The sequence below is a fragment of the Streptomyces sp. AM25 genome, from assembly GCF_058146165.1.
Genome location: NZ_JBKIWN010000008.1, coordinates 145197 through 161009 on the forward strand (window position 1 = coordinate 145197; position 15813 = coordinate 161009).

The window sequence follows — 15813 nt, forward strand, 5'->3', positions numbered from 1 at the left end:
CGGCGTGACCCCGCGCCTGACCGACCCCGAGCAGCTCAAGGAGCTCCTCGGCATCCCCTTCACCCCGGAGCAGACGGCCTGCATCACCGCGCCGCCCGCCCCGCAGGTCATCGTGGCCGGAGCCGGCTCCGGCAAGACCACGGTGATGGCCGCGCGCGTGGTCTGGCTCGTCGGCACGGGCCAGGTCGCCCCCGAGCGGGTCCTCGGCCTGACCTTCACCAACAGGGCGGCCGGCGAGCTCGCCGAGCGCGTCCGCAAGGCCCTCGCCCAGGCCGGCATCACGGATGCGTACGACGACGACCCCGACCGGGCCGCGGGCGAGCCGCAGATCTCCACCTACCACGCCTTCGCCGGCCGGCTGCTGAAGGAACACGGCCTGCGCATCGGCCTGGAGCCCTCCGCCCGCCTCCTCGCCGACGCCACGCGGTACCAGCTCGCCGCCCGCGTCCTGCACTCCTCCCCGGGCCCCCACCCCGCCCTCACCCGCTCGTTCAGCGACCTCGTCGCCGACCTGCTGGCCCTCGACGCCGAGCTCAGCGAGCACCTCGTGCCGCCCGCCCGCCTGCACACCCACGACACGGAGCTGCTCGCCGCCCTGGAGGGCGCCCGGCTCACCAACGCCGACCTGCGCAAGGTCCCCGAGGCCGCCCGCGCCCGCCGCGAACTCCTCGGCCTGGTAAGGACGTACAGAGAGGAGAAGCGCCGCCGCGACCTGCTCGACTTCGGTGACCAGATCGCCCTCTCCGCCGAACTCGCCCTCGAACGGCCCGAGGTGGGCCGCATCCTGCGCGAGGAGTTCGCCGTCGTCCTCCTCGACGAGTACCAGGACACCTCTGTCGCCCAACGGCTACTGCTTGCGGGGCTGTTCGGCGGCGGCACCGGACACGCCGTGACCGCCGTCGGCGACCCCTGCCAGGCCATCTACGGCTGGCGCGGTGCCTCCGTCGCCAACCTCGACGACTTCCCGCGCCACTTCCCGCACGCCGACGGCAGCCCCGCCCGGCGCCACGCCCTCAGCGAGAACCGCCGCAGCGGCGGCCGCCTGCTCCGCCTCGCCAACGGCCTCGCCGCCGAACTCCGTACCCGGCACGAGGGCGTCGAGGCTCTGCGCCCCGCCCCCGGCGCCGAGCACGACGGCGTCGTCCGCTGCGCCCTGCTGCCCACCCACGCCGAGGAGCTGGACTGGCTCGCCGACTCCCTCGCCCACCTGGTGCGCACCGGCACCCCGCCCGGCGGGATCGCCGTCCTCTGCCGCACCGCCTCGGACTTCGCCCGCATCCAGGGCGCGCTCGTCGCGCGGGACGTGCCCGTCGAGGTCGTCGGCCTCTCCGGCCTGCTGCACCTGCCCGAGATCGCCGACCTCGTCGCCGTCTGCGAGGTGCTCCAGGACCCCACGGCCAACGCCTCCCTCGTCCGCCTGCTCACCGGCCCGCGCTGGCGCATCGGCCCCCGCGACCTGGCCCTGCTCGGCCGCCGCGCCCGCACCCTGGTGCCCTTCGGGTCCGCCGGGGCCGACCCGGAGCGGCGCCTCGCCGAGGCCGTCGAAGGCGTGGACCCGGCCGAGGCGATCTCGCTCGCCGACGCCCTCGACACCTTCCTCACCACCGGCGCCCCCGACGACGGTCTGCCCTTCTCGCCCGAGGCCCGCGTCCGCTTCGCCCGCCTCGCCGCCGAACTGCGCGACCTGCGGCGCTCGTTGGCCGATCCGCTGATGGACGTCCTCCACCGCGTCCTGGCCACCACGGGTCTGGAGGTCGAGCTCTCCGCCTCCCCGCACGCCCTGGCCGCCCGCCGCCGCGAGACGCTCACCCAGTTCCTGGACATCGCCGCCAGCTTCGCCGCCCTCGACGGCGAGACGACCCTGCTCGCCTTCCTGGGATTCCTGCGCACCTCCGTGCAGTACGAGAAGGGCCTGGACAGCTCGCTGCCCGGCGGCGAGAACACCGTCAAGATCCTCACCGCGCACAAGTCCAAGGGCCTGGAGTGGGACGTCGTGGCCGTCCCCGGACTCGTCGCCAAGCAGTTCCCCAGCGAGCAGGCCCGCGAGTCCTGGACGGCCCGGCCCAGGGCCCTGCCGCACGCCTTGCGCGGCGACGCGGACACCCTGCCCGGCGTGGACTCCTGGGACAGCAAGGGCCTGGCCTCCTTCAAGGCCGCCATGAAGGAGCACCAGCGCATCGAGGAACTCCGCCTGGGCTACGTCACGTTCACCCGCCCCCGCTCGCTCCTGCTCGCCTCGGGCCACTGGTGGGGCCCGGACCAGAAGCGCCCGCGGGGCCCGTCCGCGTTCCTGGAGGAGCTCCGCGCCCACTGCGAGGAGGGCCACGGCGAGATCGAGGCCTGGGCCGACGCCCCCGGGGAGGGCGAGGAGAACCCGGCCCTGCAGGCCGCCGCGGCCGACCAGGTCTGGCCGCTCCCGCTGGACCCCGCGTCCCTGGCCCGTCGCCGGGCCGCGGCGGACGCGGTGACGGCCCACCTGGCCCGCCTGGAGGCGGAGCCGCAGCAGCCCGCGGCCGAACCCGCGTACGACCCGGACTGGCCCCCTCCGCCCGAGGACGACGAGCCCGACGAGTCCTTCCTCGGCGAGGACTGGGACGCCCTGCCCGCCGCCCGCCCGCACGTGCCGGCGCCCCGCCCCGCCGCGGACCCGCTCGCCCCCGAAGAGGCCCGCACCGCCGCCTCCTGGGACCGCGACCTCGACGCGCTCGCCGGCGAGCTCCGCCGCGCCCGCGCCACGGTCCGCGACGTCGCCCTGCCCGCGGCCCTCACCGCCACCCAGCTGATGCACCTGGCCGCCGACCCGGACGCCTTCGCCCGCGACCTGGCGCGCCCCATGCCCCGCGCCCCGCAGCCCGCAGCCCGCCGCGGCACCCGCTTCCACGCCTGGGTGGAGTCCCGCTTCGAGGCCGTCCCCCTGCCCCTCCACGACCCGGACGAGCTGCCGGGCGGGGAGGACGGCACGGAGATCGCCGACGAGCGCGACCTGGCCGCGCTCAAGGAGGCCTTCGAGCGCACCCCCTACGCCCGCCGCGTCCCGCACCGCGTCGAGGTGCCCTTCCAGCTCACCCTCGCGGGCCGGCCGGTCCGCGGCAGGATCGACGCCGTCTACCGCAGCCCGGACGGCGAGGGCTACGAGATCGTCGACTGGAAGACCGCCCGCGACCGGACGGCGGCCGACCCCCTCCAGCTGGCGATCTACCGTCTGGCCTGGGCGGAACGCTGCGGTCTGCCCCTCTCCGCCGTCACCGCGGCCTTCGTCCACGTCCGCGACGGCGAGACCGTCCGCCCCGCGGACCTGCCGGACCGGGCGGCGCTGGAGCGCATCCTCCTCGGCACGGAACCGGGGGAGGGATCATGACGGAACCCGGTCCCGGTCACACCCCGTGTCCGGCTAGGCTCGACGTCATGAGCAACACCCCGGACAGCGCCGTCCGCACGTACATCGAAGGCCACCGCGCCGCGTTCCTCGACGACCTCGTCGAGTGGCTGCGCATCCCCTCCGTGTCCGCGGACCCCGGCCGTGCGTCCGACGTGCGCCGCAGTGCCGAGTGGCTGCAGGCGAAGCTCAAGGAGACCGGCTTCCCGACCGCCGAGGTCTGGGAGACGGCCGGCGCCCCGGCGGTCTTCGCCGAGTGGCCCTCCGGGGAGGCCGACGCACCGACCGTCCTGGTCTACGGCCACCACGACGTCCAGCCCGCCGCCCGCGAGGACGGCTGGCACACCGAGCCGTTCGAGCCGGTCATGAAGGACGGCCGGCTGTACGCGCGCGGCGCGGCCGACGACAAGGGCCAGGTCTTCTTCCACACCCTGGGCGTCCGGGCCCACCTCGCGGCCACCGGCCGCACGGCCCCGGCGGTCAATCTCAAGCTGCTGATCGAGGGCGAGGAGGAGTCCGGCTCGCCGCACTTCCCCGCTCTCGTGCGCGCGCACGCGGACCGCCTCGCCTGCGACGCGGTGATCGTCTCCGACACCGGCATGTGGTCCGCGGACACCCCGACCGTATGCACGGGCATGCGCGGGCTCACCGACTGCCAGATCGACCTGTACGGCCCCGACCAGGACATCCACTCGGGCTCGTTCGGCGGCGCAGTGCCCAACCCGGCCATGGAGGCCGCCCGCCTGGCCGCCGCGCTCCACGACGAGCAGCACCGCGTGACGATCCCCGGCTTCTACGACGGCATAGCCGAACTGACCGACGCCGAGCGCGAACTCTTCGCGGAACTGCCCTTCGACGAGCAGCAGTGGCTGCGCACGGCCCACTCGCACGGCACCCTCGGCGAGGCCGGCTACAGCACCCTGGAGCGCATCTGGGCCCGGCCCACCGCCGAGGTCAACGGCATCGGCGGCGGCTATCAGGGCCCCGGCGGCAAGACCATCGTCCCCTCCTCCGCCCAGCTGAAGCTCTCCTTCCGGCTCGTCGCCGGGCAGGACGCCGAGCTCATCGAGCGGTCCCTGGGCGCCTGGGTGGCGGAGCGGCTGCCCGAGGGCGTCCGTCACGAGGTGACGTTCTGGGGCGCGACGCGCCCCTGCCTGACCCCGCTGGACCACCCGGCGCTGCAGGCGGTCGTCCGGGCCATGGGCAAGGCCTTCGGGCAGAAGATCCGCTTCACACGGGAGGGCGGCTCGGGCCCCGCCGCCGATCTGCAGGACGTGCTCGGCGCGCCCGTGCTGTTTCTCGGCATCTCGGTGCCGTCGGACGGCTGGCACGCGCCGAACGAGAAGGTCGAGCTGGATCTCCTCATGAAGGGCGTCGAGACCGCCGCCCATCTGTGGGGCGAGCTCGCCGCGACCGGGCGCCCCGGCCGGGACTGACCGGCCGATCCGGAGCCGCGCCCATGACGCACCATCATCACCATTCGCAGGGGGAGTTGGAAGCAGCCGTGACCACCTGGACCGACCTCGCAGCAACCCGGCCCATCACGCTCAGCGACACGAGCGGCATCGACCGCGCCGCGCACCACCGCCTGGACGAGGCGTGGCTGTCCGCGGCGTGGAGCCACCCCTCGACCCGGGTCTTCGTGGTCTCCGGCGGGCAGGCGCTGATCGACGACACCCCCGACGGCCGCACCGAGCTGGTGATGACCCCCGCCTTCGAGGCGCCCGTCACCGAGACGCACCGCTACTTCCTGGGCCAGGACGCCGACGGCGTCGCCTACTTCGCCCTGCAGAAGGACGCCCTGCCGGGCCGGATGGACCAGTCGGCGCGACCCGCCGGGCTGCGCGAGGCGGGGCTGCTGCTCTCGCCGCGCGACGCGGGCCTGATGGTGCACGCGGTGGCCCTGGAGAACTGGCAGCGGCTGCACCGCTTCTGCTCCCGCTGCGGCGAGCGCACGGTGATCGCGGCCGCCGGGCACATCCGCCGCTGCCCGGCCTGCGGCGCCGAGCACTACCCGCGCACCGACCCGGCCGTGATCATGCTGGTGACGGACGAGAAGGACCGGGCCCTGCTGGGCCGGCAGATGCACTGGCCCGAGGGCCGCTTCTCGACGCTCGCGGGCTTCGTCGAGCCGGGCGAGTCCATCGAGCAGGCCGTGCGCCGCGAGGTCTCCGAGGAGGCCGGCGTCGTGGTGGGCGACGTGGAGTACGTCGCCAGCCAGCCCTGGCCGTTCCCGTCCAGTCTGATGCTGGGCTTCATGGCCCGCGCCACGTCCTCGGACATCCAGGTGGACGGCGAGGAGATCCACGAGGCGCGCTGGTTCTCGCGGGACGAGCTGCGGGCCGCCTTCGCCTCGGGCGAGGTCCTGCCGCCCACGGGCATTTCCATCGCGGCCCGGCTGATCGAACTCTGGTTCGGCGAGCCGCTGCCTGCAAGCTGAATATCGCCTTCCAGTACATCCGACGACGCAATTCCCGCACCGGATATCGGATACCGGTGCGGGGGAGGACGTCATCCGGCCAGCAGGCCCTCGCCAAACCGGTGCACACCGGGCGAACGGGACGTCAACTGGCCGGATTATTGCCTTGCTTGCGTGCTTTCCATTCCTGTTTACTGTGCGCAGTTCGACTGCTCAGCTGCCCCGGAATAGCCGGAATAGGGAGTTTCGCATGTCTGAGAACTACACCGCCGAAGAGTTCGACGAGCTGGACGACCTCCAGGTCATCGAATCCACCGAACTGAAGGTGGGCGGCGCATTCCACGCCTTCCGCTTCAGGTCCCTCGTCGAGGCCACTCCCGAGGACTAGCGCGCACCGTCGCGTGGAGCCGGAGGAATCCGGCTCCACGCGACGTCGGCCGCATCATGGAAATCCGCACGGAAATCCGGAACTCCACGAAGTCCTGGGGGCGTGCACACCCATGGGAGACACCGCTCCCGCGGACGCGGTCCTTCTCTTCCCGCCGCAGACCGAAGCACGGCTCTTCCCTTATCTGAGCCTCCCGTACCTCACCGGCCATCTGCGCGCACAGGGCCGGACCGTCCACCAGGAAGACCTCAATCTCGGCCTCTTCCACGAACTCCTGCAGTACGGGCCCCTGACGGCCGCGCGCGAGCGCCACCGGGGCCGCCCCGGAATGCGCCACTGGTACCGCGCCGCAATGGCCGCGACGGCCTGCGAGCACCTGCCGGAACTGCGCAGCCACGTGCTCACCAAACAGGGTGCGGGCACCCTCGGGCCCGCCCGGGCGGTGCGCCTGGCCAACCAGGCCGTCGAGACCGTCCTGGAGGACTCCTTCCTCACGCGCCCCTGGCCGAGCCTGCACGCACTGGACGCGGAGGTCGCACGGCTCTCGGCGCTCTCGGCACAGGACACCGCGGCGCTCGACCCGCCCACCGCCACGCTCCGGCGCCTCCTGGAACGCACCCTCGCCGCCACCCGGCCGCGCCTGGTCGGCCTGTCCGTCGCCTTCTTCAGCCAGCTCGCGCCCGCACTGCTGATCGCCGCCTGGGTGCGCGCCCTGCAACCGCAGGCCCAGGTGTGGCTCGGCGGCCAGCAGGTGATGCTGCGCAGCGCCGAACTCCTCGGTCTGGACTCCGTCCGGCACGGCGTCGACGCCCTGTGCACCGCCGCCGGCGAGGAGCCGCTCGCGGCAGGGCTCGACGCGCTGGACGGCACGGCGGCCGCGGGCGACGTCCCAGGAGCCCTGTGGACCGCGGCCGGACCGGAAGCCGCTTCCCGGCCCGTACGCATGACCTTCCGCGACACCGGGTCACCGGACTTCGCCGGCCTTCCGGTGCATTCCTACGTGGCGGAGGACTTCCAGCTGGCCATCGTCTCCTGCGTCGGCTGCTATTGGGGACGCTGCGTCTTCTGCTCGTACGGGAACAGGTCCCTGCCCAAAGGGGCGTATCAGCAGGGAACTCCTGCGCAGATCGCCGACTCCGTGGAATCCGTCGTGCGCCGGCACGGCGTGGACTTCGTGGCCGTCGTCGACGAGAACACCAATCTGCGGCTGATCGTGCAAGCCATGCGCGAAGTCCGCCGCCGCGGCATCCGGGTCACCTTCAGCACACGCAACCGACTCGAATCCGTCCTCCTCGACGAGGAGTTCTGCCGGGAGTTGTCGGCGCTCGGATGCATTCTCATGAGCGTCGGATACGAGACGAATGCACAGCGCCTGCTCGACCTCATGGACAAAGGCGTCGTATCCGCCGACTACCAGCGCATCATCGACAACGTCACCGGCGCCGGCATCAATCTCCGGCTGTCGGTCATGGGCGGCCTCTTCGACGAGACCGAGGACGAGGCGAAGGCGTCGCGGGAATTCCTCCGGGCCAACGAGACGAAGATCGGCATCGACGTCCTGCAGCTCATGGTCGCGGAACCCGGGACGCTCCTCGCCGCCGACGCCGGACGCTACGGCCTCGCCCTCGACCGCACGGGCGCCCTCGGCGCCAACCCCGAACTCAACTACCTGGGCGGCAGGCACGGTTACCCGCTGACCGCCGCCGACGGACCCGGCCGCACCGCCTCCCTGCAACGGCTGACGGACACCTTCCAGGCCGTCCGCCCGCAGGGGAACGACTCCCTGCCCCCGCACCAGCGGCGCAGCCGGACGCACGGCCCGGTCCGGCACGCCCGGCTGCGCCCCTGGGTGCGCCCGGTGCCCGCGGCCGCGGCGGAGGGAGCCGGCGCCGGTGCCCTCCTGCTCTCCGACCTCGTCTGGCAGCAGATCTTCGCCCTTCCCCGGGACCACGTCGCCGCCGGGGAGGACGCGCACACGCTCACGGCCCGCTCCGACCGCGGAGCGCGTCTGCTGGGACGCCTGGTGGCCGCCGACGCCGCCGAGAGCGTCCCCCTCGCCCTAGGGAGCCCGGCATGACCACCGCCGCACCGCCCACCACCCGCCCCCGCCCCCGCACCCGGCTCGGCCTGGGCGTCGGCATGGACCTGCCCTGGGGTGCGCGGACCGGCTTCCGCGAGACGGACGACGGCGGCGACGTCACCCCCCGCGTCCGCGCCTTCCTCGGGCGCCACGCCGGCGACTTCGCCTACTCCTTCTTCGCCTTCCAGCCCCGCCACCGGGCCCGCCTGCGCACCGCCGACTACGTCACCGCCTACGACCGGCTCTACGCCGCCATGCCCGGCCTGCGCACCCGCGCCTTCCACCACACCCTGCTCAACATGGGCACCCCCGAGGCCTACGACCGGCGCCCGGCCGCGGAGTTCGCCAACGCCCTGCACGCGCGCTACGGCTTCTCCTGGGTCGTCGAGGACCTGGGCATCTGGAGCCTGCAGGGGCGGCCGCTGCCGTACCCCCTGCCGCCCGTCCTCACCGAGGAAGGGCTCCACCTGGCCACGGCCAACGCCCGGCAGGCCCGCGACCTGCTCGTACCGCCCCTGCACGTCGAGTTCCCCGGCTTCACCGAGGGCGGCTCGTTCGTCCTGGGCGACCTCGACGGCTTCGACTACTTCCGCCGCCTGGCCGAGGACGCCGACGTCCACGTCACCCTCGACGTTGGCCACGTCCTCAGCTACCAGTGGCTCAAGGGCCGTACCGGACAGGCCATGTTCGATGAACTGGAACGGCTGCCCCTCGACCGCTGCCGCGAACTGCACCTGTCCGGCTGCCAGATCGTCAAGGGAAGGTTCCGCGACCTCCACCACGGCGTCCTCCTCGACGAACAGATCGAACTCACCCGTCACTTGCTGCCGCGCTGCCCCAACCTCCTCGGCGTGACCTACGAGGACCCCGTCTACGGCGAGGATGGCGAACTCGTCGAGAAATCGCGCCGCAACTATGCACGGCTGCGCGACCTGGTGACCGCATGGGCCGCCCCGGCGCCCGGGCCCGTCCGGGACACCCCGTGACACCACCCGCCGCCGGACTCACCGGACCCGAACTGACCGCCCTGCTGGCGCGCCTGCTCACCGACGACGACTACCGCGAACGCCTCGCCGCCCACGGCCCCGCCGCCGTCGCCGGCAGCACCGCGGAACTCGCCTGCCTGAGCACCGTCGACCACGGTGAACTCGCCTTCACCGCACGCCGCTTCCGCACCGACCTGTGGCACGGCGACGGAGCCGGCGGCATCGCCGACACCTTCCCGCGCTCCGTCGCCCTCCTCGCCGACAGCGGATGGCCCAGGGAGCGCCTGGTCCGCGAGTTCCTCGCCTCGCCCCGGTTCGCCGGCTTCCGGGCCCTGCCCTTCACCGGCGAAGGCGTCTCGCTGGAAGAGGCCTTCGCCGGCTACGCCATGGACCTGCCCTGCGCGGCACCGGACGGCGAGGACACCGTGGCCCAGGACCTCTGGTACACGCTCCAGCACGAGATGCTCCTGGCGCTCCTCACCGCGCTCGTCCACGAACGGCCGGTCTCCTTCCGGACGGACGTGCCCGGCATCCTGCCCACCGACCACGGACACGCCACCGTACGGACCTGCCCGGCCCGGCTGCCCGCCCGCTGGGGCGCATCGGCCGCAGCGGATCCGGGCAGGGGAAGCGTGACCTGCCTGTACGTGTGCACATCCCGGGCCATGGCCTTCGGTCCCGTCTCCCGGCGGATCGCCGACGCCCTGCTCCGGCCCGACGGACCCGAAGCGGAACGAGCCAGGCAGGCACTGCGGAGGCGAGGAATCTGGTGACGACGGCCAGTACGACGACACTCGACGACACCCGCGAAGGACTGACCGTGGTGCCGGAACACGGCCACGTCCTCCCGGTCTGGGACGTCCGGGGGTTCAGCGACGAACACCTGCTCTTCTTCGACCGGCACCTGGACCTCAAACACGTGCCCGCGGAGGACTGCCGGGCCCTCGCCGCGCTGCGCGGCCGCCCCCGCGAACTCGCCGCCGCCTGCCGCCGCCTGCCGTTCCGCGAACCGGGCCGGGGCCGCTACGGGCTCGACGACTTCCTCTACCCCGCGCTCGCCGGAGGCTGGCTCTCCTCCGTGTGCTGGGTCGTCCCCGGCGAGGCGGGCCGGAATCCCGCAGCGGCTCTGCTGGGCGCACTCAGCCTGGTGCCCCACGTCGGTCACCGGGTGATCGAGACGTTCACCCGCGAACCGTGGGGCGTCCGCGCCGAACTGCCCGTCGGCACCCTCGCCTGCACCGGCCTGCACGCGCTCGGCCCCGAGGTGCTGGACGGCATCACCGCCGTGGAAGTCGACTTTGACTACTTCGTCGACAGCGACGGGCGCGCCGACCACACCGTCGCCGAAGCGATGACACAACTGGGGCCGTGGGCCGCGAAGATGCGCAGCTGGAGCGGATCACTGAGCGTCTCCAGCGGCTTCGTCCCCGCCGACTGCGGCACCGCCCTCGCCGCACAACTGGCACAGGAACTGGGCATGCCCCTGCGGACACCCGCCGCAGAAGTGTTCACCGGCACTCCGGACAGCCCCGTACCGGAACGCTCGCTGGCCGCCGCCGCCCGCGGCACCCGCCTCGACCCTGCGGAGACGGAACGGCTGTGGGACGAGGAACTCGCCCCCCTGGGAGCCGAGGGCCTCACCCTGCGCGCCGTCCTCGACGCCCGGTCGGGACGCATCGACGAGGCCCTCACGGCCGTCCACCGCGCCCGGCAGCACGGCGGGCGCGCCACCTGGGCCGCCTACGTCACCGGACTCGCGGCCATGCACGCACGCCAACACGCCACCGCACTCGAACTGTTCGACCTGTGCACCGAGACCGTCTCCGACACCCTGGACGCCCACGCCGGCATCCTGGGCGTGATCTGCGCCCTGCGCCTGGGCCGCACCACCGAGGGCGTGCAACGGGCACGACGCGCCCTGGAGACCACCCCGCTGCACCGCGACCTGCCCGGCCTGCTGGCCCTGGCCGGCCGCCGCAGCGGGGACGGCGGCGCCGAACGCGACGCGCGGCAGCACGCCGACGTCCTCGCGGGGGTGTGGGGTGCCTGACTTCCTGCCCGGCATGAGCCGGGAGACGTTCTTCGCCGCACACTTCCGCCGCACCCCCTTCGTCCTGCGCGGCGCCGCCCGTACACTCCTCGAACCGCCCCTGACCGTCGCCGAGTTCGAGGAGATCCGGGCCCGCATGGCGCGCGAGCACCCCGTACAGGTCGTCGAACGCCCCGGCGAGGCCCGGTTCGTGCGCGTGACGGACCTCGCCTCGCCCCGCCTGGCCGCGGTCAGCGACACCGTCCGGCACGCCCTGGACTGGCCGAACGTGTGGTGCGACGCAGTGCGCACACTCGCCCCCTCGGGCATCGGCTGCCACTTCGACGACAGCGACAACCTGGTGCTGCAACAGGAGGGCACCAAACGCTGGCAGCTCGCCCCGCCCTCCGGCCTGCCCGAGGACTCCCTGCGCCGCCGCATGACCGGCGACCACACCGTCGGCACCGCCTACATGCCCGACGACGCCCTCGAATTCGTCCTCGAACCCGGGGACGTGCTCTACCTACCGGTGTTTTGGAGCCACTGGGGCGTCAGCGACGGCCCCTCCCTGAGCATCAGCATCGCCCTCAACTCCGCCAATGCGCTGCAGTCCGTACTGCCCCTGCTCGAAGAGGAGTTGGCGGCGCACCGCGCGTGGTGGCAGCCCCTGGACCCCGGCGAACCCGACCTCGACGCCCTCTGGCAGGCCCTCGACGACCCCGCACTCCGGCACCGCATCGGCGCGGCCCTGCGTGCACGCCACCACGCCGGCGTGCACCACGGGCTGCACGCCCCCCGCACCCGGCCGGACGCCGAACGGGACGACTCCGGAGGGGAACCGCTCGCCGTCCCCCTCCGCGGCCCGCTGCGCGACCTGCTCCGCCGCACCCCGGACCTGCCCGACGCCCGCGCCCTGCTGGCCGCACCCGTCTCCGGCACGCTGTGGGCAGACGCGCGCCGGGAACACGCCCGGCACGTCCTCCTCCGCGTCCTGCGCCTGCTGCGGCACCGCAGCAGCCACTGGGGCGGACAGCCCGACACGCTGCGCACCGCGCAGACGATCACCGACCTGCTGTCGGCCGCCGAGGAGACGGAACTCCTCGCCCTGGGCCGCCACCCCGTCCTCCTGGGCGCGGTCCGCCGCGCCGAACGCGAGGCCGCCGCCGACTACTGGGAGCCCGCCGACACCTTCGTCCCGCAGGTCGCCTCCGCCGTCCTCGGCATCGCCGCCCGCCATCCCGAGGTCGCCGTCGGCCGGCCGCTGACCGCGGCCCCCTCGGAACCCCACGGCATCGCCGTGCTCCTGCCCGGCGAACGCTGGACCGTCCCCGCCGCCCTCGGCGAGACCACCGCCGTGCGGTTCGACCCCCAGGACGGCACCCCCGAACTGCGCACGGCCGACGGCACATGGCGGCGGCCCACCGTGGCACCGCTCGCCACCGCCGGCCCCTCGGCACTGCACCTGCTGACCCACCACGCCTGGTGGCAGACTGCCGAACAGCTCGGCATCTCCTGGCACTGCGGCCGCCTGCCGCAACAGGACGCAGATGTGGCAGCGGACGCCGTCGCCCTGCTCGCCGACCACTGGCCCGCCGCCCTGGCCGCCGCCGAAGCCCACCTGCTGCTCTTCGCCGGACCCGCACCGGCCGAACGGCTCGCCCTGACGGCAGCAGGGACGGCACCGGCCCCGGAGGCCGCGGCCGCAGGCCTGGTCACCGTCCTGGCCCGGGCCCAGTGGCGGATCGTCACCGACCTGTACCCGCTGCCCGAAGGACTCCCGCCGCTGTCCTCCCCCTGGGACGGCAGCTCGCGGCCCGCGTCCTGGGTGTACGGGCAACTCCACGCCGCCCGCCTCCAGGGCGAGTTCTGCCGGAGCCTGCCCGCGCCCGCGCCGTGGACGGACGCGGTCCTGGCCGACGCGGCCCGCGCGGCCGACCGGCTGGGAAACCCCGGGGACTTCGCCCTCGCCGACGCCCACCAGCAGGACACGGACCTCACACCGACAGGGAGCACGCCGCCCCGATGAAGCCCGCCGCAACCCCCGCCGACGCCGGATCCTGGCGCAGAGTCCTGCGCGAACCCGCCTTCGCCCGGGTGTGGATCAGCCAGCTGACGAGCTCGCTCGGCGACCAGGTCTTCCCCTTCGCCATCGCCACCTCGGTACTCGTCGACGACGGCAGCGTCACCGGCTTCGGCACCGTGCTCGCCGCCCGCGCCCTCGGCATGGCCGTCTGCGTCCTCATCGGGGGCGTGGTGGCCGACCGCTTCCGGCGCACCAGGATCATGGCGGGGGTCGACGTCCTGCGCACCGTGGTCGTGGCCGGGGCCGCCCTGGCCGCCGTGGGCGCGCCGACCTGGGTCCTGGCGCTGCTGGTGCTGCTGGTCGGCGCGGGGGAGGCCTTCTTCGACCCGGCCTACGAGTCCCTGCTGCCCCGGCTCGTGCCCGAGCAGCAGCTCGAGGCCGCCAACTCCCTGGCCACCGCGACCCAGCGGACGGTGGGCATCCTCGGCCCCACCCTCGCGGGCGCCGCGGTGGCGGTGACCGGGGCCCGCAGCGCCCTGCTCTTCGACGCGGCCACCTTCGCGGTCAGCGCGGCCCTCCTCGTCGGGGTGAAGGAGACCGCGCCCGGGAAGCCGGGGGAGCGGCCGGGGCTCCGCGTGGGCTCCCTGCTCCGCGAGATCGCCGAGGGAGTGCGTGCCGCCCGGTCCCGGCCCTGGGTGTGGGCGGTGCTGCTGATGTCCGTGTTCCACATGATGACCACGGTCCCGGCCTGGTTCGTCCTGCTGCCGGAACGGATGCTCAAGTCGGACACGGACACCGTGGCCTACGGCGTGGTGATGGCGGCCTTCTCGGCCGGGGCCCTGACCGGCGGGATCCTCGTCCGCAAGGGCATCATCGGACACCCCGGCACGGTGGCCCTGCTCGCCCAACTGCCGTTCGGGCTGGCCGTGGGACTGCTGGGCGTGACACGGTCACTGCCGCTGCTCGCGGTCGCTGCGATCCCCGCGGGGGCGGGCCTGGCCGCGTTCCAGGTGCTGTGGATGAGCGCCCTGCAACGGCACATCCCCGACGAACTGCTCGGCCGCATCATGTCGTTGGACTGGCTGGCCTCCACCGCGGCCGCACCCGTCGGCTACGCGCTCGTCGGCCTTTCGCTCGCCCATGTGCCCCTCTGGTCCGTCACCCTGAGCGCAGCAGTGCTCTTCACGCTGAGCACCGTCGCCCCGCTCCTCGTCGCGGGAGTACGGGAATTCGGCGGACGCACCACCGGCCCGGACCGCACACCGGCGGCACGCAGCGAGCCGGAGGCGGCATGACGGCACACGGTGACGGGCGAGCGGACGAAACGGCGCACCGCACGGTCACGGTGACCGGCAGCAGCGTCACTGAAAGAGCCGCCGGACGTTACGACGACGTCCCGCTCCTCGCCACTGGACGGTTGAACGAGCTGGCGCGCGAACTGCGCAGTGCCGTCCTGCTGTTGACCGTCCGGGCCGACGTGACGGACGCGTCTGTGGCCGTCCGGATGACGAGCCGGTGGGAGTGCCGCACGCCACCTGGCAGCGATCCGGTGCAACGGACCCGGCTGGAGGCCGTGACCGAGATCCGCGTGCCGCGCGACGGCCGGACCGTGCCCGTGGTGTGGCAGTGGGCGGGCCCCGACCCCCTGGCCGCCCTACGGTCCGCGGCCGCGCACGTGACGGGCGAGATCCGGGCGGCGGCGACCGCCCTCCCGCTGTCCGGCCCGTTCACCGGGGACGTCGTCCTGGCCCCCGAGACTGCGGTGCACTTCGCCCACGAAACCCTCGGCCACAGCCTGGAGGCCGACAACTACCGCGACTACGCGTCCGGTTCGGGACTGCGGCTCGGCCTGCGCATCTCCACCGAGGCCCTCAGCGTGACGGACGGCCCCCGCCCCGGCGAACTGGAGAGCACCTACCGGACCGACGACGAGGGACACCCGGCGGCCCTCACCCGTCTGGTGACCGGTGGCGTGGTGACGGGAGTGATGACGGACGCCGCCCAGGCGTCCCTGCAGCGACTGCCCCGGACCGGCAACGGCCGCCGCTCCTTCGGCACCGGACCGGCACAGCCGAGGATGTCCGCCCTCTCCGTGGCAGCCGGCGGAACACCGGCCGACAGCATGATCCGGTCCGTCCGCCGCGGACTGTACTGCCGCGGGGCCTGGGGCGGCGGCTCGGTCGAGGAACTGTTCGTGATCCGGCCGGCCTACGCGGAGTGGATCGAGGACGGGGAACTCACCGGGACCCTCGTCCGCCGGCTGGACATCAAGGGGGACAAGACGGCCGCCCTGCGCGCCCTGCGGCAGATCGGCGACGACGTGGCCTTCTTCAACCCCGTCACGGGCTGCGGCAAGAACGGCCAGGAACTGCCGGTCGGCGTCGCAAGCCCCTCCCTCGCCTGCGAAGGCCTGACCGCCGTACCCGTGCCGGGCCCCCGCCCGCGGCGGGACGGCCCGGCACCCGGCTGACCACTCGGACCCGAACCGCTCGGCCCGGATCGGACCCGAACC

The 15813-nt window shown here is 73.8% G+C and carries 11 protein-coding genes; all 11 read left to right on the forward strand.

Annotation, left to right across the window (positions count from 1 at the left end; all coding sequences use genetic code 11):
- Positions 1 to 4 precede the first annotated feature (4 nt).
- Positions 5 to 3358, forward strand: a complete 3354-nt coding sequence (locus ACLHRZ_RS12285) for an ATP-dependent helicase (RefSeq protein WP_490418395.1) — start codon at positions 5 to 7, stop codon at positions 3356 to 3358.
- A 47-nt stretch (positions 3359 to 3405) separates the two neighbouring features.
- Positions 3406 to 4812, forward strand: a complete 1407-nt coding sequence (locus ACLHRZ_RS12290) for a dipeptidase (protein WP_490418396.1) — start codon at positions 3406 to 3408, stop codon at positions 4810 to 4812.
- A 68-nt stretch (positions 4813 to 4880) separates the two neighbouring features.
- Positions 4881 to 5816 (forward strand): NAD(+) diphosphatase, encoded by a 936-nt coding sequence (nudC, locus tag ACLHRZ_RS12295; protein WP_490418469.1) that lies wholly within the window; start codon positions 4881 to 4883, stop codon positions 5814 to 5816.
- Positions 5817 to 6045: 229 nt separating this feature from the next.
- Positions 6046 to 6183 carry a hypothetical protein gene (locus ACLHRZ_RS12300; RefSeq protein WP_490418397.1) on the forward strand — a complete coding sequence of 46 codons (138 nt, stop codon included), beginning with the start codon at positions 6046 to 6048 and terminating at the stop codon, positions 6181 to 6183.
- Between the two features lie 112 nt (positions 6184 to 6295).
- Entirely contained in the window at positions 6296 to 8260 is a 1965-nt protein-coding gene (locus ACLHRZ_RS12305; protein ID WP_490418398.1) for a B12-binding domain-containing radical SAM protein, read from the forward strand.
- Positions 8257 to 9249 (forward strand): multinuclear nonheme iron-dependent oxidase, encoded by a 993-nt coding sequence (locus ACLHRZ_RS12310; RefSeq protein ID WP_490418399.1) that lies wholly within the window; start codon positions 8257 to 8259, stop codon positions 9247 to 9249. The genes ACLHRZ_RS12305 and ACLHRZ_RS12310 overlap by 4 nt, the downstream gene beginning before the upstream one ends.
- The gene (locus tag ACLHRZ_RS12315) at positions 9246 to 10022 is read left to right on the forward strand and encodes a hypothetical protein (RefSeq protein ID WP_490418400.1); all 777 of its coding nucleotides are present in this window, start codon (positions 9246 to 9248) and stop codon (positions 10020 to 10022) included. Before ACLHRZ_RS12310 ends, ACLHRZ_RS12315 begins: the two co-directional genes overlap by 4 nt.
- On the forward strand, positions 10019 to 11299 hold the full coding sequence (locus tag ACLHRZ_RS12320) for a hypothetical protein (protein WP_490418401.1): 1281 nt from the start codon (positions 10019 to 10021) through the stop codon (positions 11297 to 11299). The genes ACLHRZ_RS12315 and ACLHRZ_RS12320 overlap by 4 nt, the downstream gene beginning before the upstream one ends.
- Positions 11300 to 11312: 13 nt before the next feature.
- Positions 11313 to 13304: a JmjC domain-containing protein gene (locus ACLHRZ_RS12325; RefSeq protein WP_490418402.1), complete on the forward strand. Its 1992-nt coding sequence runs from the start codon at positions 11313 to 11315 to the stop codon at positions 13302 to 13304.
- Positions 13301 to 14596 (forward strand): MFS transporter, encoded by a 1296-nt coding sequence (locus tag ACLHRZ_RS12330; RefSeq protein ID WP_490418403.1) that lies wholly within the window; start codon positions 13301 to 13303, stop codon positions 14594 to 14596. The genes ACLHRZ_RS12325 and ACLHRZ_RS12330 overlap by 4 nt, the downstream gene beginning before the upstream one ends.
- Entirely contained in the window at positions 14593 to 15771 is a 1179-nt protein-coding gene (locus tag ACLHRZ_RS12335) for a metallopeptidase TldD-related protein (RefSeq protein ID WP_490418404.1), read from the forward strand. The genes ACLHRZ_RS12330 and ACLHRZ_RS12335 overlap by 4 nt, the downstream gene beginning before the upstream one ends.
- The last annotated feature ends 42 nt before the right edge of the window (positions 15772 to 15813 follow it).

Excerpts from the sequence above, each read along its gene's own strand:
- ACLHRZ_RS12290 (WP_490418396.1), top strand. The coding sequence starts at position 3,406 with ATGAGCAACACCCCGGACAGCGCCGTCCGCACGTACATCGAAGGCCAC.
- ACLHRZ_RS12300 (WP_490418397.1), top strand. The coding sequence starts at position 6,046 with ATGTCTGAGAACTACACCGCCGAAGAGTTCGACGAGCTGGACGACCTC.
- ACLHRZ_RS12305 (WP_490418398.1), top strand. The coding sequence starts at position 6,296 with ATGGGAGACACCGCTCCCGCGGACGCGGTCCTTCTCTTCCCGCCGCAG.
- ACLHRZ_RS12310 (WP_490418399.1), top strand. The coding sequence starts at position 8,257 with ATGACCACCGCCGCACCGCCCACCACCCGCCCCCGCCCCCGCACCCGG.
- ACLHRZ_RS12325 (WP_490418402.1), top strand. The coding sequence starts at position 11,313 with ATGAGCCGGGAGACGTTCTTCGCCGCACACTTCCGCCGCACCCCCTTC.
- ACLHRZ_RS12330 (WP_490418403.1), top strand. The coding sequence starts at position 13,301 with ATGAAGCCCGCCGCAACCCCCGCCGACGCCGGATCCTGGCGCAGAGTC.
- ACLHRZ_RS12335 (WP_490418404.1), top strand. The coding sequence starts at position 14,593 with ATGACGGCACACGGTGACGGGCGAGCGGACGAAACGGCGCACCGCACG.